The sequence below is a fragment of the Aquitalea palustris genome, from assembly GCF_003693445.1.
In the GTDB taxonomy this organism is placed as follows: Bacteria; Pseudomonadota; Gammaproteobacteria; order Burkholderiales; family Chromobacteriaceae; genus Aquitalea; species Aquitalea palustris.
Genome location: NZ_RFAR01000088.1, coordinates 1 through 18,806, shown reverse-complemented (window position 1 = coordinate 18,806; position 18,806 = coordinate 1). Strand labels below are relative to the sequence as shown.

Here is an 18,806-nt window from a genome sequence, read left to right as displayed (position 1 = left end):
CAGCAGATTGGTCTGGTCGGCAATGTCCTTGATCACCCCCACCACGGTATCCACCTGGGCGCTGTAGGTGTCCAGTTCGCGGATGCTGCCGGCGGCACTATCCACTGCGTGGGAAATTTCGCGGATATCGCTGATGGTTTGCGAAATGGTGCTGGACCCCTGCTGGGCCAGCGTGCCGGCATTGTGGGCCAGATCGCGCGACTCGCCGGCACGACTGGCCACGTGGTTGATGCTGACGGTCATCTGTTCGATGGTGGCTGCCATGCTGGCGGAAGAGGCCGACTGCGAGTCTGCGGCAGCGGCCACCTGGGTAGCGGTCTGCGCCAGCCCTTGCGAGGCATCGGCCACCGAGCGTGCGCCATCCAGTATCGATTTCAGATTGCGTTGCAACCCATCCAGCAGGCCGTTGAATGCGGTAGCGGTCAGGCTGATTTCGTCCTTGCCCACCACCGGTGCGCGCTGGGTGAAGTCCAGCGACTGGCTGACCTGCTGCATGGTGGACTGGATGGACGTCAGGCCACGGCTGATGGTACGGAACAGTACCACGCCCATGTACAGCACCAGCAGCAGGACAACAGCAATCACGCCACCGGTTTGCAGCAAGGCGCTGTTGTAGGCAGCCTTGTTGGTTTCCAGCGTGTCGAAGGCCAGTTTGAGGTTGTACTCGGTGTGGGCAATAAAGGCCTTGCGCAATTCTATGCCGGCGATGGACAAGGGGCCGTCGCGCAGCATGGCATCGGCCAGATCATCCTTGCCACTGCGGGACAACTCGAAAAATTTGCTGCGTTCGGCACGATAAGCGGCCAGCTTGGCCTTGTCGTCCTGCAGCAGCTGGCGGTCGTGATCGTCCGAAATCAGGTTTTTCTCGTAGTCGTTGAGCAGGTCTTCCAGTTTTTTGTCGGCCTCACCGGACATGGCTTCTGCCGCCGCTTTTTCGCCTGGAGTATGTGAAACCGAATGCTTGGTAATGGCATTCTTGATATCCATGAAGGCATAAACCATGCCGTTCAGGTCGCGCACGCTGGGTGCCAGGTTACTGATGGTGTCTTCAAAACGGTTGCTGGCCTGTTTTTGCTGGTAGGCACCAAAGCCACCCACGATCAACAGGGCAATGAGAGCGATGGCCAGGGTCAGCATGAGGCGTCTGATGATGGTCATGGGAATGTCCTTGTAGGTTAAGGGCCGCTTGCTATGGCAACTGGCGTGTATTTTTTCTACGTAACTATACGTATAGCATCAATTCATGACGTTGGTAGGGCTATTTCAATCACATTGAATGAGCTGGCTTGAGCAAGCCAAGATAGGGCACAAAAAAGACCGCACGGCCTTGGCGGTGCGGTCCTGGATGTTTGCCGGCTTCTGCAGGATTTACTGGGTGCTGCCCAATTGCCAGCGGCTATTTCCCAGGATTTGCAATTGCAGCCCATGGTGCTGCAACAGGCTGCTGCGATGCCCCACACTGATGACGGTGGTGGCGGGCAACTGCTGACGCAGCAGGCGGTACATGGCGTCTTCCAGCCCCTCATCCAGCGCCGAACTGGCTTCGTCGAGAAAGGCGATGGCCGGTTTGTTCAGCAACAAGCGGCCAAAGGCCAGCCGCTGCTGTTCGCCCAGCGACAGGGTCTGGCTCCAGTCGCGTTGTTCATCCAGCCGTGCCTGCAGATGACCCAGCTGCACCGCTTGCAGCACGCTGGCGGCATCCTCTCCATCCGCCGCTGGCGGGCTGGCCGGGTAATACAGCGCATCGCGCAGGGTGCCACCGGGCAGATAGGGTTTTTGCGACAGGAACATCAGTCCCTGCAGCGGGCGGATGATCTGCCCGCTGCTATAGGGCCACAGCCCGGCCAGGCTACGCAGCAGGGTGGTCTTGCCACTGCCGGAAGCACCACGGATCAGCAGGGCACTGCCGCTGGCGATGTCCAGATTGACCTGCTCCAGTAATGAGCGGCCATCCGGGGCTTGCAGGCTGAAGTTTTCCAGCGCCAGTCGGGTGCCGTCGCTGCGGATATCCGGGCGCGGCAAGGCGGCGGCTTCCTGCATCGAGTCGCAATAGCCGGACAGACGGTTCAGTACCGCGCGGTAGCCGGCAAAGTCGTCGTAGGCATTGCGGAAGAAGGACAGATTGTCGTGCAGGGTGCCAAATGCCTGCGAAGTCTGCATCAGGTCGCCCAGGGTAATCTGCTTGGAGAAAAAGCGGTGTGCCTGCACGATCAATGGAAACACCACGGCAGTCTGGCTGACGATCAGGTTGAAACCCTGGAATTTCAGCGACCGGAACACGATGCGCCAGTTGTTGTGGATGATCTGGCCGAAGCGGCTGCGCAGCAGCATGCCTTCCACTTTTTCACCCGCGTAGAAAGCGATGCTTTCCGCGTATTCCAGCAGTCGCACCAGCAGGTAACGGTAATTGGCGTTGTACTGTTCGTTGAGAAAGTTCAGGCGCACCAGCGGCCGGCCTATCTTCACCGCCAGCACCGTGGCGATCAGCACGTACAGGAACACGGCAAACACCATGGCGCGCGGGATATCCACCCCCAGCAGGTGCAGCGGGCCGGACAGGTTCCACAGGATCAGCGTATAGGCCAGGGTGGAAACCAGCGAGCCGACCACGCCCATCGACAGCCCCAGCGAGTTGCTGACAAAGCTGGTCACGTCCTGCTGGATACGCTGGTCGGGGTTGTCACTGTGTTGCGGCAGGTATTGCAGGCGGTAGAAGGAATCGTTCTGCAGCAGTTTTTGCAGCAATTGCTCGTTCAGCCAGGCGCGCCAGTGGATGGAGAAGCTCTGGTTGACGTAAAAACTGAACAGGCTGCGCAGTACATGGATGCTGGCCAGGATGCAGAAGATGCGGACAAAGCTCCAGAACAGGCTTTCATTGAGCTGCTGCAATGAGTTGTACAGCCCGTTGCTCCAGTTGGACAGCACCACATCCAGCCGCACGCCTGCCAGGGTCAGCAACAGGATCAAGGCCAAGCCCAGCAGCGGTTTGGCGCTGCGCCGCAAGCTGAAATAGCTACCGCTGAGCTGCCAGAATTGCCGCCCCCAGCTGGTGAGCCGTACCAGCGCCCACACGGCCAGCACAAACAACAGGCAGGTAATGCCGTAAGCCTTGGCCACCCACAGCAGGCTACGGCTCAGTTCCTCGTTCCAGTTCATATGTTTCCAGTGTTGTACCAGACAGGGCAGACCAGATTCGCCGCCACCGGGCCGGCGAGAAGCTATCTGCCGGGAAAATATCGGCGCAGGCGCAAGGTCCTGCCGGGCAAGCATACGTGGCAGTCGGCAGCAAGCCAATTGCGACAGCAGTAAAAGTGTTGAAATCCTGTTGCCGCGCCTGACAGGCCACGGTCGTGCAGGCCGTGGCCTGTGGCAGGATCAGCGGCTTACCACAGCAGTTTGACCGACTTTTCTCCCAGCCAGTCCTGCAAGGCCAGCAGCAGGCCGTCATCCAGCCGCACGCCCCAAGCTTGTGGCAGGGCGACATCGCCACGGGCCTGGGCATTGCTGTAGCTGATGCGCACCAGGCAGCCGTTTTCCTCGTCGCGGTAAGGACCAAGCAGGTTTTTCAGCTTGCCGACATCGGCATTGCCATTCATCTGCAAGGACAGACCACGGGCAAAGCGGCTGCGTGCCTCGCCCAGATCGTACAGGTGGTCGGCCATGATGCGCAGGCCACCGGAGAAGGCGTCTTCCGTTACCTTGCCCTGTACCACCAGTACGATGTCTTCCTTCAGCCGGTTGCGGTTGCTTTCATAACTGTCGCCAAACAGGCTGATTTCGCGCTTGCTGCTGCCATCGTCCAGCTCGACAAAGGCCATCTTGCCGCGATTGCCCATCTTGACGCGGATGCCGGTGACGAAGCCGGCCAGCAGTTGCGGCTCCTTGCGTGGGCTAAGGCGTGACAGCGTGGTTTTGATGAAGGCGCGTACTTCCTGGGCGTAAGCAGCAAAGGGGTGACCGGACAGGTAAAAGCCGATGGCGACTTTTTCTTCCGCCAGCTTGACCGCGTCGCTCCAGGGGCGGGTTTCCACCATTTCCACTGCCGGCGCGACATCATCACCAAACATGTCGAACAGGCCGCCCTGATTGATGTTGGCGTGGGCCTGATCGGCGGCTTCCATCGCCAGACCGACATTGGCAAACAGCTTGGCGCGGTTGGCTTCGATGCTGTCAAAGGCACCGGCACGGATCAGCGCCTCGATCACCCGCTTGTTGACCAGCTTCTTGTCGGTACGCTGGCAGAAGTCAAACAAGCTGGTGTAAGGGCCGCTGGCTTCGCGTACCGCCACGATATGGTCAACGGCAGATTCACCGCTGCCCTTGATCGCCCCCAGGGCATAGCGGATTTCCTGGCGGCTGACCGGCACGAAGCGGTAATGGCTGTGATTGACATCCGGCGGCAGGAAACGCAGGCCGTTCTTGGCGTCGGTGGCGTCGTCGTAGAACACCTTGAGCTGGTCGGTATTGTCCAGTTCGGTGGACATGGTGGCCGCCATATAGGCAGCGCAGTGGTGGGCCTTGAGCCAGGCGGTGTGGTAGGCCACCAGCGCATAGGCCGCAGCGTGCGACTTGTTGAAGCCGTAGCCGGCGAACTTCTCCATGTAGTCGAAGATTTCGTTGGCCTTGGATTCCGGAATGTCCTGCTTGGCGGCACCCTCGACGAACATGGCGCGCTGCGCCACCATTTCTTCGACTTTCTTCTTACCCATGGCGCGGCGCAGCAAGTCGGCACCGCCCAGCGAGTAGCCGCCAATCACCTGGGCGGACTGCATCACCTGTTCCTGATACACCATGATGCCGTAAGTCGGTGCCAGCACCGGCTCCAAGAGCGGGTGCAGGTATTCGAACTTGGCGCCGTGCATACGCTGGATGAAGTCGGGAATCAGGTCCATCGGACCCGGACGGTACAGCGCCACGAAGGCAATAATTTCTTCGAACTTGCTGGGCTTGGCTTCCACCAGCATTTTTTTCATGCCGGAGGATTCAAACTGGAACACGCCGGTGGTATTGGCGCTGGCAAAGATCTTGTAGGCGTCGGCGTCGTCCAGCGGCAAATGGGCAACGTCCACGTCCTGGTTGCTCACCTGCTTGATGTAGCGCTGGGCCAATTCGATGATGGTGAGGTTGCGCAAACCCAGGAAGTCGAACTTCACCAGGCCGATTTGCTCCACGTCGTCCTTGTCGAACTGCGACACCGGCGAAGCGCCGTCGGCACTGGCAATGTATAGCGGGCAGAAGTCGGTCAGCCGGCCAGGAGCAATCAGCACGCCACCGGCGTGCATGCCGATGCCGCGGGTGAGGTCTTCCAGCTTCATCGCCAGTTCGATCAGCTCACCCGCGCCTTCGGATTCGATCACTTCACCGATCTGCGGCTCCACCTCCATGGCCTTTTCCAGGCCCAGCGGCTTGTTAGCCTCCAGCGGAATCAGCTTGGACAGGCGGTCGCACAGGCCGAAGGGCAGGTCCAGCACCCGGCCTACGTCGCGAATCACCGACTTGGATGACATGGTGCCAAAGGTGGCGATCTGGCTGACCGCCTCTTCGCCGTATTTCTGCCGGGTATATTCGATGACGCGCCAGCGGTTTTCCTGACAGAAGTCCACGTCGAAGTCGGGCATGGATACCCGTTCCGGATTGAGGAAACGCTCGAACAGCAGGGCGTAACGCAAGGGGTCCAGATCGGTAATGCTCAGGCTGTAAGCCACCAGCGAGCCGGCACCGGAACCCCGCCCCGGGCCCACCGGGCAGCCATTGCCCTTACCCCACTGGATAAAGTCGGCCACGATGAGAAAGTAGCCGGGAAAGCCCATCTGGATGATGGTGTCGCACTCGAACTTGAGCCGGGCATCGTATTCCGGACGACGCGCCAGTCGTTCGTCCGGGTCGGGGTAAAGCTGCTCCAGCCGCATCTCCAGCCCGCGCTTGGCTTCGTACACCAGGAAGTCGTCCAGCGTCATGCCTTCCGGGGTGGGGAATAGCGGCAGGTAGTTCTTGCCCAGCACCACCGAAATATTGCAGCGCTTGGCGATTTCCACCGTGTTTTCCAGCGCTTCCGGGATGTCGGCAAAGCGTTCCAGCATCTGCTCGGTGGTGAGGAAATGCTGGCATTCGGAGAAATTGCGCGGACGGCGCTTGTCGCCCAGCGTGTAGCCTTCGGCAATGCACACCCGTGCCTCGTGCGCCTTGAAGTCGTCCGGGTCGAGAAACTGGATGGGATGGGTGGCTACCACCGGCAGTCCGGTCTCGCCGGCCAGCCACAGCGTGGCTTGCAGCACGCTTTCCACCTGCGGGTTGTCCACGCGCTGGATTTCCAGATAGAAGCTGCCGGGGAACAGGCTTTCCCAGTATTGCGCCCGGCGCATGGCTTCCTCGCGCTGGCCCATGCCCAGTGCCACCCCCACGTCGCCCATATGCGCACCGGAGAGACACAAGAGATTGCTGTTGTCACCCTGTTCCAGCCAGGCGCGCTTGATTTCGGCACGGCCACGGTACTGGTTATGAGTAAAAGCCTGGGTCAGCAGCTCGCACAGGCGGCGGTAGCCTTCGCGGTTTTTCACCGTCAGCAGCAGGCGGGTAGGCTTGTCGCGGTCTTCTTCGTTTTCCAGCCAGATATCGGCCGAGACAATGGGCTTGATGCCCTTGCTGCGGCAGGCCTTGTAGAACTTGACCATGCCGAACAGATTCATCAGGTCTGACATGCCCATGGCAGGCATATTGTCTTTCTGGGCGCGTTTTACCGCGTCGTCCAGCCGGACAATACCGTCGGTGATGGAAAACTCCGAGTGGAGGCGAAGATGGATAAAGCGGGGTGCGTTCATCCCGGCATTTTACCGGCAGCGGCGCATCTGCACCATGCGCGCGGCAAGAATATCGTCGCTGCCGTCAGCGCTTACCATTTGGCCTTTTCTTGTGCTGCGATGCAGCATTAGAATGGTGGCATTGCAGATCAGCCAAACGGTGACAGAGATGGATTGTGATGTCAGGGAGCTGGACGGCACCAGCCTGTATAAATTGCTGACTGGCAGCGTGCTGCCGCGTCCCATTGCCTGGCTCAGTACCCAGGATTTGCTAGGGGTGGCCAATCTGGCACCTTTCTCCTTTTTCACCGTCGCCGGGCTCAATCCGCCCATGCTGGCGGTGACCATCCTGAAAAAGCCGGATGGCAGCGACAAGGACAGTCTGGCCAATATCCGCGCCACCGGCGAGTTCGTGGTGAATATCGTCAATCAGCAACTGGTGGAGGAAATGAACCAGTCCTGCGCGGCCTATCCGGCGGAAGTGGACGAGTTTGATCTGGCCGGGCTGGAAAAAGTGCGCAGCAAGCAGGTGAAAGCGCCAGGCGTGGCACGCTCGCCGGTACGCTACGAGTGCGTGCTACACAGCTGTCTTGACCTGGGGCATGGGGCTGGTGGCAGCACATTGGTGCTGGGTGAGATACGTCACCTGCATGTGGATGAAGCGGTGTACCACGAAGGCCGGATTGACGTGCAGGCACTGCATCCCATTGGCAAACTGGCGGGTGACGGCTACACCCTGGTGCATGAGGACTTTGCGCTGGCTCGCCCTTGAGCATGGCCAGGTGCCAGCAAGCAAAAAAGCAGCGCAAGGCTGCTTTTTTTATGGGTGGTGTGGCTAGTGTCAGTGCAGCGACTGCTCGATCTGGCTGGCCATCTCGTCCAGCAAGGCATAGCGGCGGTTGTATTCGCTACGTTTCTTGCTGGCGATTTCCTCCATTGGCTTGCGCGGAATGGGGAAGGGGATGCGGAAGTATTCGGTATTGATTTTCTCGGCACCGATATCCAGCCAGAAGCTGTCGTAATCTGCCTGAAAGTCGCGTCGATAGCGCCATGAGCTGTAGATATGGCTGTCTTTGCATACGGCCAGTACTTGCTGGCAACCCATTTCACGGGCAATAACGGTGAGTGCCTCCAGCGCCAGCCGTTTGGGGAACAGGCCGTGGCAGGCCTTGGTTGCCGTGCGGATGCATTCGTGGCCAAACTCCTTGCGCGGCCCTTGCAGGCCGCCAACCAGCGCCACGCTCTGGCCCTGGTACTGACACAGGGTGAAGGTGAGCGTGGCCAGCGCCACCTGCTGGTTGTCAATGAACTGCAGTGACAGTTCGCCTTCCTTGTCGAAGGTGTGGTTGTGCCCCAGCACCCAGCCAAACTGGCTGTCGTCCTTGCCGCTGACGCTGGCCAGCTTGAGGTTTTCCAGCGACAGCAGTTTACCGCGCAAGCTGGCGGGCAGTTGCAGTACCTGGCTGTAGTGTTGCTGCAGCATGTCGGCCTTGGCGGCATTGCCCAGTCCCCGGTGCAGATAAGGGCGGTGCAGTTTTTGTGCCAGGCGCGGGGCCAGCCGCAGATAGTCGAGCATTAATGGTTGGCTGGCGAGAAAACCCAGCCAGCGGTAGCTGGCTGGCAGGGTCAGCAGGGTGCGCAGTGCCAGCTTGATGCGGTTTTTGCCTTCGTCCAGATAGTCGCGGCGGGAGAATGTTCCGCTGGCCAGTTCGCCTAGCAGGCGTAGGGGGTGTGGTCCCGAAGCTGATTCGATTGTTTTCACGCAGAGTTCTTCTAAAAGCCGTTCATGCACGGAGCAGCATTATTGTTGATCCGGGAGCCGGCGTCTTTGGCCGGCTTGTCCCTGGGTGATGACCGTTTGTGACGGGCGCGCTGGTTTATTTTTTTTCCTCGCGCGGTTTCAGTGCCACCATGGCCGCGCGCTGCATTTCCAGGGTTTTCATTTGCATGGACAGCATGCCCAGATTCATGGTGAGCCAGCCTTCCACCACGCGCAGTTCAGCCAGTTTGCGGTCGATTTCCTCCTCGCTCATTGGCGGCAGGAAAGGCTGGGCACTGGCCGGGGTGGCAGTTTGCCAGAACTGGCGGAACATGGCGAATGGATCAGCGGGATTGAAATCGGCGCTCATGGCTGGCTCTCCTTGTCATATAAAAAAACGGGCAAGCTCTTGCTTGCCCGTTCAGTATAAGACCAAAGCCGATAGCTTAGCTGTTGCTGGCTGCTACCTGTGCATCCACGGCGGCCAGGGCCACCATGTTGACGATGCGACGTACCGAGGAGATCGGGGTCAGGATGTGCACCGGCTTGGTCATGCCCATCAGGATGGGGCCGATGGTCACGCCGTCGGAGGCCGATACACGCAGCAGGTTGTAGCTGATGTTGGCGGCTTCCACATTAGGCATGATCAGCAGGTTGGCCGAACCCTTCAGCGTGGTTTCCGGCATGGCCTGGGTGCGGATGGCTTCCACCAGGGCGGCATCGCCCTGCATTTCACCATCGATTTCCAGGTCAGGCTGGGCTTCACGAATCAGCTCCAGTGCAGTGCGCATCTTGTCGGCGGATTCACCGTTGATGGTGCCAAAGCTGGAGTTGGACAGCAGCGCTGCCTTCGGCGCGATACCAAAACGCTTCATGGCTTCGGCGGCCATCTTGGTGATGCCTGCCAGTTGCACGGCGTCCGGCTTGGCATTGACATAGGTGTCGGTGATGAAGATGTTGCCGGTCGGCAGGATCAGCGCATTCATCGCACCGGCCACCTTGTCGGCATTATTGTAGCCGAGCACGGTTTCCACGATTTCGAAGTGCTGGCGGTAGGTGCCGTAGGTACCACAGATCATGGCATCGGCATCGCCGCGACGGACCATCAGTGCGCCGATCAGCGTGGTGTTGCCAATCACGCGGCGACGGGCCTGTTCCTGCGAAACGCCCTTGCGCTTCATCAGGTTGTAGTAGTCCTTCCAGTATTCGGCAAAGCGCGGATCGGATTCGTTGTTGACCAGCTCGAAATCCTTGCCGATCTCCATCTTCAGGCCCAGCTTTTCGATACGCTTTTCAATCACGCTCGGACGGCCGATCAGGATGGGCTTGGCCAGGCCGGCCAGCACGATTTCCTGGGTGGCGTGCAGCACGCGCTCGTCTTCGCCTTCGGTCAGCACGACACGCTTGCTTTCCTTCTTGGCTTGCGAGAACACCGGCTTCATGAACAGATTGGTCTTGTACACGAACTGGGTGAGCTGATCGACGTAGGCGTCGAAATCCTGGATCGGGCGGGTGGCCACGCCGGAGTCCATGGCAGCCTTGGCCACGGCCGGAGCGATCTTGACGATCAGGCGCGGGTCGAAGGGCTTGGGAATCACGTATTCCGGGCCGAAGGACAGTTCTTCGTCGCCGTAAGCGGTAGCCACCACGTCCGACTGTTCGGCCATGGCCAGGTCGGCAATGGCGCGTACGGTGGCCAGCTTCATCTCTTCATTGATGGTGGTGGCGCCAACGTCCAGCGCACCACGGAAGATGAAGGGGAAGCACAGTACGTTGTTGACCTGGTTGGGGAAGTCGGAACGGCCAGTGCCGATGATGGCATCCGGGCGTACTTCTTTTACCAGCGGCGGCAGGATTTCCGGTTCCGGATTGGCCATGGCCAGAATCACCGGGTGCGGCGCCATGGTTTTCACCATGTCCTGGGTCACCAGACGCGGGCCGGACAGACCCATGAAGATGTCGACGCCCACCATGGCATCGGCCAGCTTGCGCTTGCCGTTGTCGGCAATGGCGTAACGCTGCTTGGATTCGTCCAGCTTTTCGTCACGGCCCTGGTAGATCACGCCCTTGGAGTCGCAGACGGTGATGTTTTCGCGCTTCACGCCCAGCGCTACCAGCAGGTCGAGGCAGGCGATGGCGGCAGCGCCGGCACCGGAGGCGGCCACGCGGACATTGGCAATGTCCTTGTCGACCAGGCGCAGCGAGTTCAGCACTGCAGCGGCGGCCACGATGGCGGTACCGTGCTGGTCGTCATGGAAGACCGGAATGCCCATGCGCTCGCGGCACTTCTTCTCGATGTAGAAGCACTCGGGGGCCTTGATGTCTTCCAGGTTGATGCCGCCGAAAGTCGGCTCCATGGCACAGATCATGTCGACCAGCTTGTCCGGGTCGTTTTCGTTCAGTTCGATGTCGAAAACGTCGATGCCGGCAAACTTCTTGAACAGCACGCCCTTGCCTTCCATCACCGGCTTGCCGGCCAGCGGGCCGATATTACCCAGGCCCAGCACGGCGGTGCCATTGGTGATGACGGCTACCAGGTTGCCACGTGCGGTGTATTTGTAGGCATTGAGCGGGTCTTCCACGATGGCGTCACACGGGGCGGCCACACCGGGGGAGTAGGCAAGGGCCAGATCACGCTGGGTAGCCAGCGGCTTGGTCGGGGATACTTGAATCTTGCCGGGCTGAGGGAACTGGTGGAAATCGAGTGCGGCTTGGCGCAGTTGCTCGTCCATTCGTGAACTCCTGGGTGGTTTCTTATGGTCGTTTTGAATTTAGCTCAATATTATAAGGGCTAACCCTCTACTGGGGCTATGGTCCTGTCAGACAAGATACGCGGCGAGGGTGTTCATCCCTGCCGCGTACCTTGTCCTGTCCTGCTGTTACTGCATCATACCTAACATTCGCGGCAGCCACAGCGAGATGCCGGGAATATATGTTACTGCGATCAGGAAGCCGAGCATGGTCAGCAGCCATGGCCATACTGCCACGGTCAGCTCGGTAATGCCCATCTTGGTGATGCCCGAGGCCACGTACAGGTTCAGCCCCACCGGCGGGTGGCACATGCCGACTTCCATGTTGACGGCGATCAGGATGCCGAAGTGGATGGGGTTGACTCCCAGCTTGACGGCCACCGGGTACAGGATGGGTGCCATGATCAGCACGATGGCCGACGGGTCCATGAAGTTGCCGGCTGCCAGCAACAGGATGTTGGTCACCAGCAGGAAGGCGACAATGCCCAGACCTTGTGCCGTCATCCAGGCGGCCATGGCTTGCGGGATCTGCTCCGATGCCATCAGGAAGGAGAACAGCACGGCGTTGGTGATGATGTACAGCAGCATCGAGCTCATCGACGCGGCATTAACCAGCACGCGCGGCACATCCTTCAGCCCCATGTCCTTGTAGACGAACACGGCAATGATGAAGGCGTACACGGCAGCCATGGCAGCAGCTTCGGTCGGGGTGAAAATGCCGCTGTAAATACCACCGATGACCAGCACGATCAGCAACAGGCCCCACACGCATTCACGGAAGGCTTGCAGGCGTTCGCCCCAGCTGGCGCGCGGCAGGCGCGGGTAGTCGAACTTCTTGGCGCGGTACCAGGTGGTCAGGCCCAGCAATACCGACAGGCACAGGCCGGGCAGTACGCCGGCCATGAACAGCTGGCCGACCGAGGCGGTGCTTACCGGCGAACCATCCGGGCCGGTCACGTCCATGCCGGCAGTGGCAATGGAGTACATCACCAGGTTGATGGACGGCGGAAACAGAATGCCCAGTGCGCCGGAGGTGGTGATGACGCCGGCACCAAAGCGCTGCGGATAACCTTGCTTGACCATGGCCGGCAGAATGATGGAACCCACGGCCACCACGGTGGCGACGGACGAACCGGTAATGGCGGCAAACAGGGCGCAGGACACCACGCCGGCCAGACCCAGGCCACCATACCAGTGGCCCACCAGGGTAGTGGCAAAGCGGATCATCCGTTTGGCCACCCCGCCGTGCATCAGGAAATTACCCGCCAGGATGAAGAAGGGAATCGCCATGATTTCGAACTTCTCGATGCCGGTAAACAGCTTGAGTGCTACCGACTGGATAGGTACTTCCGTCATGGTGAACAGAAAGGTCAGTACTGTCAGACCCAGCGAGATGGAAATCGGCATGCCGGTGAGCATCAGCGTCAGCAGCAGACCGAAAATGATGAGCGTGGTCATTAGTGCTTGCCTCCGTGGTTCAGGTCATGCGGGTGCAGATTGTCCAGTCCTTCTGCACCTTCTTCCAGGCCATCGACATGGCCGTGATCATGTTTGGGCAGGCTGCCGGTCTTGATGAAGTTCCAGGCCACTTGCAGGAAGCGGAAGCACATCAGGGTGGAGCCGCAGGGAATGGCCAGGTAAACCAGCCACATCGGTGCTTCCAGATCAGGCGAAGTCTGGTCGGTATGCGCGATTTCCCAGACAAAATCACTGCCCAGTCCGGCAATGACCCCGGTAAACAAGGCACCAGCCAGCAGGCCGAAAACGATGAACTTGGCGCGGTTCTTGTCCGACAGGCGGTTGATCAGCACATCCACGCCCACGTGGATGCCGGTGCGCACGCCGTAGGCAGCGCCGAACTTGGCCATCCACACAAACAGGTAGATGGTCAGTTCCTGGGCCCAGGCCATGTTGATGTGGGCGAGATAAGGTTGCAGAGCGTCGATGCCCGAGCCGTAGCGGTGCAATACTGCGGCAAAGGTGATGAGGGTGGCACTTCCCATCAGCAGGGCAATCATCCACTCCTCAAGGTGATCGAGGAATTTCAGCATGATTGTTCTCTTTCAGCAAAAAGGAGCGTGGGTGCCGCAGCACGCACGCTCCATGCATGGGCCGATCAGTTGTTGGCGTGGAAGTCGGTTTCTTTGTAGATCGCCTTCAGCAGGTCCGGACCGATGCGTTCGGCCATCTTGGCGTGAACCGGCAGCATGGCTTTCTTGAAGGCCGCACGTTCAGCGGCGGTCGGGGTGTAGACCTGGGTCTTGCCGGAAGCCTTGATGGCGGCCAGCGAGCGGTCGTTTTCCTTCTTGGCGATATCGTTGGCGTACTTGGACGCATCGACGATGGCACCATCCAGCTGGGTACGCACGTCAGCCGGCAGGCCGTCCCAGAATTTCTTGTTGACGATCACGGCATAGCCCAGGAAGCCATGCTGGGTCAGCGTCAGGTGCTTTTGCACTTCGTAGGCCTTGCTGGTGTACAGGTTGGAGGCTTCCAGTTCGGTGCCGTCCACCACGCCGCTTTGCAGCGCCTGGTACACTTCGGAGAAGGCCATCACCTGCGGCAGCGCGCCTACCGAGCGCATTTCCTCTTCCAGTACCTTGGACGACTGGATACGGATCTTCAGGCCCTTAAGGTCGGCCGGCGACTTGATCGGCTTGTTGGCCGAGAAATTCTTGAAGCCGTTATCCCAGTAAGCCAGGCCCTTGATGCCCTTGCTTTCCAGCTTGCCCAGCAATTGCTTGCCGATGGCACCGTGCATCACCTTGTTTACTTCGTCATAGTTGTCGAATACATAAGGCAGGTCGAATACTTCGAATTCCTTCACGCCCAGCGGGCCAAACTTGGCCAGCGACGGGGCCAGCATCTGCACCGCGCCCAGCTGCAGGGCTTCCAGCTCTTCCTTGTCCTTGTACAGCTGGCTGTTGGGGTAGACCTGAACCTTGACCTTGCCGTGGGTACGCTCTTCCGCCAGCTTCTTGAAGTATTCGGCGGCCTTGCCCTTGGGGGTGTCCGGCGATACCACGTGGCTGAACTTGATGACGATTTCGCCAGCAGCCTGGGCCATGCCGGCTACACCAAAGGAAGCGCCAATCAGCAGGGCAGCAATTTTCAGTTTCATGCGAGTCTCTCCGTTTCTGTTTCCGTTTGCGTTGAATGTTTTTGCTTTGTATTACAGCCCTTGTCTGCGGGCTGTTAATACCGTGTAAAGTAGAAGGCGCGCCAACAACATGCCATTGGGGACTTCATCATTGGGGTTTTCCCGTACCCGCTTATGCACGTGATCGATCTGCTTGCCCGCCGCCGTTCTCCCCGTCTGTTATGGCTGGGCACCTCGCTGACTCTCATTGCCCTGGTCATGGCGCTGGGGGGACTGTTTTATCTGGTGTATCGCGACTGGGTGGATGAGCAGCACGACAATCTCATCCAGGAAGTGCTGTGGCTGGAACAGTCGATGCGCCTGCACATGGAGGCGCAGCAGGAGTGGGCCGAGGGCGTGGCGGCGGATCTTGCCGGTGGCAAGATGCCGGCCGAGCGCTTCGTGCCGACGGCCGCATTCTTCATGCGCGAAAGCGCAGAGATCCTGCAGGTACAGCAGTTCGACCAGAACGGCATGCTGATACGCGACCAGCACGGGCAGGTTGCTCCCGGCAAGGTATTGCATGGTGACGAGTTCGACGCAGTGTGGCGGGCCTCGCGCTTGCGTCGCGCCTCTTATGGCCAACCCTACCGTCGTGCTGATGGTAAGTACCGTTTCGACCTGGCCGTGCCCATCATTGCCAATGAGAAATACCTGGGCAGCATCCGGCTGGTGTACCAGTTTGATCAATTGCTGCACCGCCAGGTGCCGTGGTGGATTGCCTCCAAGAACTACATCAGCTTTGTCGATGTTGGTGGTCGCACCCTGGCCAGCAAATTCGACCCTTCCGAACACCCCGGTACCATTTCCCACCAGACCAGTTTCGATCCGCCGGGCTTCGGCGTGTATTTGCGTGCCGTCAGCTACCGTTCCGGACTGGGGCTGACCCTGCCGGTGCTGACCGGTCTGATCATGCTGCTGGCAGCGGCGCTGCTGTACTCCATCTGGCGCATCCGCCGCCATATGCGCGAGCGTTCTCGTGCCGAGCATGCACTGGCCACCGAAGTGTCGCTGCGGCAGGCTATCGAGGACTGCATGAAAAGTGGCCTGGTCGCCATTAGCCTGGAAGGCGAAATATTGCGGGTTAACCGGGCATTTTGTGAAATGCTCGGTTATGCGCCCGAACAGCTGGTGGGCCAGCGCCCACCTCATGTTTTTTGGCCCAGTGCCGATCACCAGCAAATGCATGCGGCTATGGATGCGGTGAGGGATGGCATGCAGCCGGAGCAGGGCTTCGAGCTGCGCTTTCAGTGCCAAAATGGCGAATTTGTTGAAGTGCGGTTGTATGCCACACCATTGATCGAGCGTGATGGCAGCCATCGAGGCTGGATTGCTGCCTTGTTTGACATTACCGAACGCAAACGCCAGCGGCTGGCGCTGAATGCTTCGCACCAACGCTTTCTTACCGTGCTTAACGGCATGCAGGCTGGTGTCTGTGTGGTCAGCCAGCAAAGCGGACAGCTGCTGTACGGCAATCCCACCTTTTCCTATCTATGGCTGGCCGATGAGCCGGATGCGCCGTGCTGCCTGTTGTTGCCCGGCTTGCGAGAGGAGCCGGAGCAGGATGATCTGGCCAGCGAGTTCACCCTGCAAGACGGCGCGCAATGGTTCCAGATGCACCGTCGCCGGCTGGAATGGGTCAGTGGCGAGCCTGCCTGGCTGGTGATCCTGAGTGATGTCACGGAAGAGCGCGAACGGGAAGGGCGGGCGCAGGCACAGCAGGAGCGCTTTCAGACCACTTCGCGCCTGATCGCCATGGGTGAGATGGCCTCCAGTCTGGCGCACGAACTGAATCAGCCACTCACCGCCATCAGCACCTACTCGGCCGGCCTGGCGCGACGCCTGCCGGAGCGGCTGGAGCTGCCCTCTGGCGTGCGCGAAGCCGTGGCCGCCATCAGCCAGCAGGCGCAGCGCGCCGGGCAGATCATCAAGAGCATCCGCGCTTTCGTCAAAAAACACGAACCACAGCTGGAGAATGTCGATCCTGCGCGCGTGGTGGCGCGGGCGGCAGGGTTGGCGGAGATGATGGCTTTCAAGGCCGGGGTACAACTGGTGATCGAGCAGGACGGGGCGGCCTGCAGGCTGGACATGGACCCGGTGTTGATCGAGCAGGTCTTGCTTAATCTGATGAAGAACGCCATCGAGGCCATGGTCGAGGCACAAACCCGGCGGCCGCACATCGTGGTGCGCACCACGGTGGGACCAGCGTTCTGGCGGGTAGAGGTGGCAGATAACGGGCCCGGCCTCAGCGACAATATCAAGAAAGAGTTGTTTACTCCGTTTTATTCCACCAAGCCGGATGGCATGGGCATAGGCCTGAATATCTGCCGGTCGATTGTGGAATTCCACCGTGGCGAATTCAGTGTCAATTCCACGGTGGCGGGGGGCTGCGTATTCTGGTTCACCCTGCCGCTACGTCGCAGCAGCGATGGCACATGAAAAACGGCACCCTCGGGTGCCGTTGTCACATCGTCAGTCATTACTTAACTTAGTGTTGACTGGGTTGCAGGATGGTTTCCTGTGTTTCTTCCAGCATATCCGGATAGTCGCGGCTGTAATGCAGGCCACGGCTCTCCTTGCGCAACAGCGCCGAGCGCACGATCAGCTCGGCAGTCTGTACCAGATTGCGCAGCTCGATCAGGTCGTTGGTCACGTGGAAGTTGCTGTAGTAGTCGTTGATCTCTTCCGACAGCAAACGAATCCGGCTTAGTGCCCGCATCAGCCGCTTGTTGGTACGCACGATGCCGACATAGTCCCACATGGCGCGGCGCAGCTCGTCCCAGTTATGCGAGATCACCACTTCCTCGTCGTTGTCCGTCACCTGGCTATCATCCCAGTCCGGGATCGGCGGCAGGGTGATGTCCGGTGCAGCCAGAATGTCCTCGGCGGCTGCCTTGCCGATGACCAGGCACTCCAGCAGCGAGTTGCTGGCCAGACGATTTGCACCATGCAGGCCAGTGCAAGCCACTTCACCTACCGCGTACAGGGCATCCACATCGGTATGGCCGGTCAGGTCGGTTACCAGGCCGCCGCAGGTAAAGTGCACCGCCGGCACCACCGGAATCGGCTCTTGGGTAATATCAATGCCCAGTTCAAGGCAGTGGGCGTAGATATTGGGGAAGTGCTCCTTGATGAAATTGGCCGGCTTGTAGGAAATGTCCAGATAAACGCAGTCCAGGCCATGCTTCTTCATCTCAAAGTCGATGGCGCGCGCTACCACGTCACGCGGTGCCAGTTCGGCACGTGGATCGTGATCCGGCATGAAGCGCGTACCATCCGGCAATTTCAGAATGCCACCTTCTCCACGTACCGCTTCGGAAATCAGGAAAGACTTGGTGTGCGGGTGATACAGACAGGTGGGGTGGAACTGGATGAACTCCATATTCCCCACCCGGCAGCCAGCGCGCCAGCCCATGGCAATGCCATCGCCAGTGGCGGTGTCTGGGTTGGTGGTATAGAGGTAAACCTTACCCGCACCGCCGGAAGCCAGCATGGTGTGCTTGGCGGCAATGGTGACAATCTGGTCCAGCGTCTTGTCCAGTGCATACACGCCATAGCAGCGCTTGCCTTCCAGCCCCAGCTTGCGCGAGGTGATCAGATCGATGGCAATGAAATCTTCCAGCACCGTGATATTCGGATGTGCCTTGATCTTCTGGCCGAGCGTAGAAGTCACGGCCGCCCCGGTGGCATCGGCAGCATGGATAATGCGGCGATGGCTGTGGCCGCCCTCGCGCGTGAGGTGATAACCCGTCTTGTGGGTATCATCGCGGGTAAACGGCACGCCAAGGGCAATCAGCCAGTCAATCGCCTCCTTGGAATGCTCCACGATAAAACGCGTTGCTTCTTCATTACATAGACCAGCACCGGCAATCAGCGTGTCGCGGATATGCTCCTCAACCGAATCCTCAGTATCCAGCACGGCGGCGATACCGCCCTGGGCATAGGTCGAGCTGCCTTCCAGCAGATCGCGCTTGGTAATCAGGCCAACTTTGCGAGTAGCAGCCAGATGCAGGGCCAGCGTCATGCCGGCCAGACCACTACCGATAATCAGAACATCAAACTTGAGCATGGCAGATGCCGCCGTCAGGGCGGAGTAGGGCAGTTTGCAGAAGGCTCAAGATTAGCAGAACCGTCGTCGGGCGGCACCTGCGTTGACTATATATGCAGGCAGCTCAAGCCGGTATTGGGCAATGCGCAATGAACCGCGAACCCAGACGGCCAATGCGGCGCAGAAGGCGAAGTCAGTGAGCAATTAAGGTATCTGGGCCACCTTTTTGCGCCAGCCAGGGCTGGTTTTCAGTGCCCGGCGCAACCGCCAAGCCCCCCCTTGCTGTGCACCCGCAGCAAAGCTGTAATAAAAC

Annotated in this window: 12 protein-coding genes; 2 read left to right on the top strand and 10 right to left on the bottom strand. The window is 59.6% G+C overall.

Going from position 1 to position 18,806, the window contains the following annotated elements; translation table 11 throughout:
- The 3 genes from EAY64_RS17535 to dnaE form a co-directional block, all read right to left on the bottom strand.
- Window positions 1-1,158, bottom strand: a 1,158-nt coding sequence (locus tag EAY64_RS17535) for a methyl-accepting chemotaxis protein (RefSeq protein WP_103526024.1), incomplete at its 3' end; no start/stop codon positions are given.
- Between the two features lie 210 nt (window positions 1,159-1,368).
- Entirely contained in the window at window positions 1,369-3,156 is a 1,788-nt protein-coding gene (locus EAY64_RS17530) for an ABC transporter ATP-binding protein/permease (RefSeq protein WP_103526023.1), read from the bottom strand.
- 227 nt (window positions 3,157-3,383) lie between these two features.
- Complete coding sequence (gene dnaE, locus EAY64_RS17525; protein WP_103526022.1) at window positions 3,384-6,818, bottom strand: DNA polymerase III subunit alpha; 3,435 nt, start codon at window positions 6,816-6,818, stop codon at window positions 3,384-3,386.
- A gap of 148 nt (window positions 6,819-6,966) precedes the next feature.
- Here dnaE and EAY64_RS17520 point away from each other — a divergent pair, with 148 nt between their 5' ends.
- Window positions 6,967-7,569 carry a flavin reductase family protein gene (locus EAY64_RS17520; RefSeq protein ID WP_103526026.1) on the top strand — a complete coding sequence of 201 codons (603 nt, stop codon included), beginning with the start codon at window positions 6,967-6,969 and terminating at the stop codon, window positions 7,567-7,569.
- Between the two features lie 69 nt (window positions 7,570-7,638).
- Here EAY64_RS17520 and EAY64_RS17515 read toward each other — a convergent pair whose 3' ends face one another.
- From EAY64_RS17515 to EAY64_RS17490, 6 genes are all read right to left on the bottom strand, one after another.
- Window positions 7,639-8,559, bottom strand: a complete 921-nt coding sequence (locus EAY64_RS17515; protein ID WP_158604725.1) for a VirK/YbjX family protein — start codon at window positions 8,557-8,559, stop codon at window positions 7,639-7,641.
- A gap of 115 nt (window positions 8,560-8,674) precedes the next feature.
- Window positions 8,675-8,926, bottom strand: coding sequence for a PhaM family polyhydroxyalkanoate granule multifunctional regulatory protein (locus tag EAY64_RS17510; protein WP_103526020.1), 252 nt, complete (start codon window positions 8,924-8,926; stop codon window positions 8,675-8,677).
- Window positions 8,927-9,002: 76 nt separating this feature from the next.
- Window positions 9,003-11,288: an NADP-dependent malic enzyme gene (locus tag EAY64_RS17505; RefSeq protein ID WP_103526019.1), complete on the bottom strand. Its 2,286-nt coding sequence runs from the start codon at window positions 11,286-11,288 to the stop codon at window positions 9,003-9,005.
- A gap of 147 nt (window positions 11,289-11,435) precedes the next feature.
- Window positions 11,436-12,764, bottom strand: coding sequence for a TRAP transporter large permease (locus EAY64_RS17500; RefSeq protein ID WP_059286265.1), 1,329 nt, complete (start codon window positions 12,762-12,764; stop codon window positions 11,436-11,438).
- Window positions 12,764-13,357, bottom strand: a complete 594-nt coding sequence (locus EAY64_RS17495) for a TRAP transporter small permease (RefSeq protein ID WP_103526018.1) — start codon at window positions 13,355-13,357, stop codon at window positions 12,764-12,766. The genes EAY64_RS17500 and EAY64_RS17495 overlap by 1 nt, the downstream gene beginning before the upstream one ends.
- 65 nt (window positions 13,358-13,422) lie before the next feature.
- Window positions 13,423-14,427, bottom strand: a complete 1,005-nt coding sequence (locus EAY64_RS17490; protein ID WP_199052147.1) for a TRAP transporter substrate-binding protein — start codon at window positions 14,425-14,427, stop codon at window positions 13,423-13,425.
- Between the two features lie 159 nt (window positions 14,428-14,586).
- Between EAY64_RS17490 and EAY64_RS17485 the strand changes: the two genes are divergently transcribed.
- Window positions 14,587-16,884 (top strand): PAS domain-containing sensor histidine kinase, encoded by a 2,298-nt coding sequence (locus EAY64_RS17485; protein WP_226034293.1) that lies wholly within the window; start codon window positions 14,587-14,589, stop codon window positions 16,882-16,884.
- A gap of 49 nt (window positions 16,885-16,933) precedes the next feature.
- Here the strand turns inward: EAY64_RS17485 and nadB are convergent, their stop codons facing one another.
- Complete coding sequence (nadB, locus tag EAY64_RS17480; protein ID WP_103526016.1) at window positions 16,934-18,514, bottom strand: L-aspartate oxidase; 1,581 nt, start codon at window positions 18,512-18,514, stop codon at window positions 16,934-16,936.
- Between the last annotated feature and the right edge of the window lie 292 nt (window positions 18,515-18,806).

Excerpts from the sequence above, each read along its gene's own strand:
- EAY64_RS17510 (WP_103526020.1), bottom strand. The coding sequence starts at position 8,926 with ATGAGCGCCGATTTCAATCCCGCTGATCCATTCGCCATGTTCCGCCAG.
- nadB (WP_103526016.1), bottom strand. The coding sequence starts at position 18,514 with ATGCTCAAGTTTGATGTTCTGATTATCGGTAGTGGTCTGGCCGGCATG.
- dnaE (WP_103526022.1), bottom strand. The coding sequence starts at position 6,818 with ATGAACGCACCCCGCTTTATCCATCTTCGCCTCCACTCGGAGTTTTCC.
- EAY64_RS17495 (WP_103526018.1), bottom strand. The coding sequence starts at position 13,357 with ATGCTGAAATTCCTCGATCACCTTGAGGAGTGGATGATTGCCCTGCTG.
- EAY64_RS17530 (WP_103526023.1), bottom strand. The coding sequence starts at position 3,156 with ATGAACTGGAACGAGGAACTGAGCCGTAGCCTGCTGTGGGTGGCCAAG.
- EAY64_RS17505 (WP_103526019.1), bottom strand. The coding sequence starts at position 11,288 with ATGGACGAGCAACTGCGCCAAGCCGCACTCGATTTCCACCAGTTCCCT.
- EAY64_RS17500 (WP_059286265.1), bottom strand. The coding sequence starts at position 12,764 with ATGACCACGCTCATCATTTTCGGTCTGCTGCTGACGCTGATGCTCACC.
- EAY64_RS17490 (WP_199052147.1), bottom strand. The coding sequence starts at position 14,427 with ATGAAACTGAAAATTGCTGCCCTGCTGATTGGCGCTTCCTTTGGTGTA.
- EAY64_RS17520 (WP_103526026.1), top strand. The coding sequence starts at position 6,967 with ATGGATTGTGATGTCAGGGAGCTGGACGGCACCAGCCTGTATAAATTG.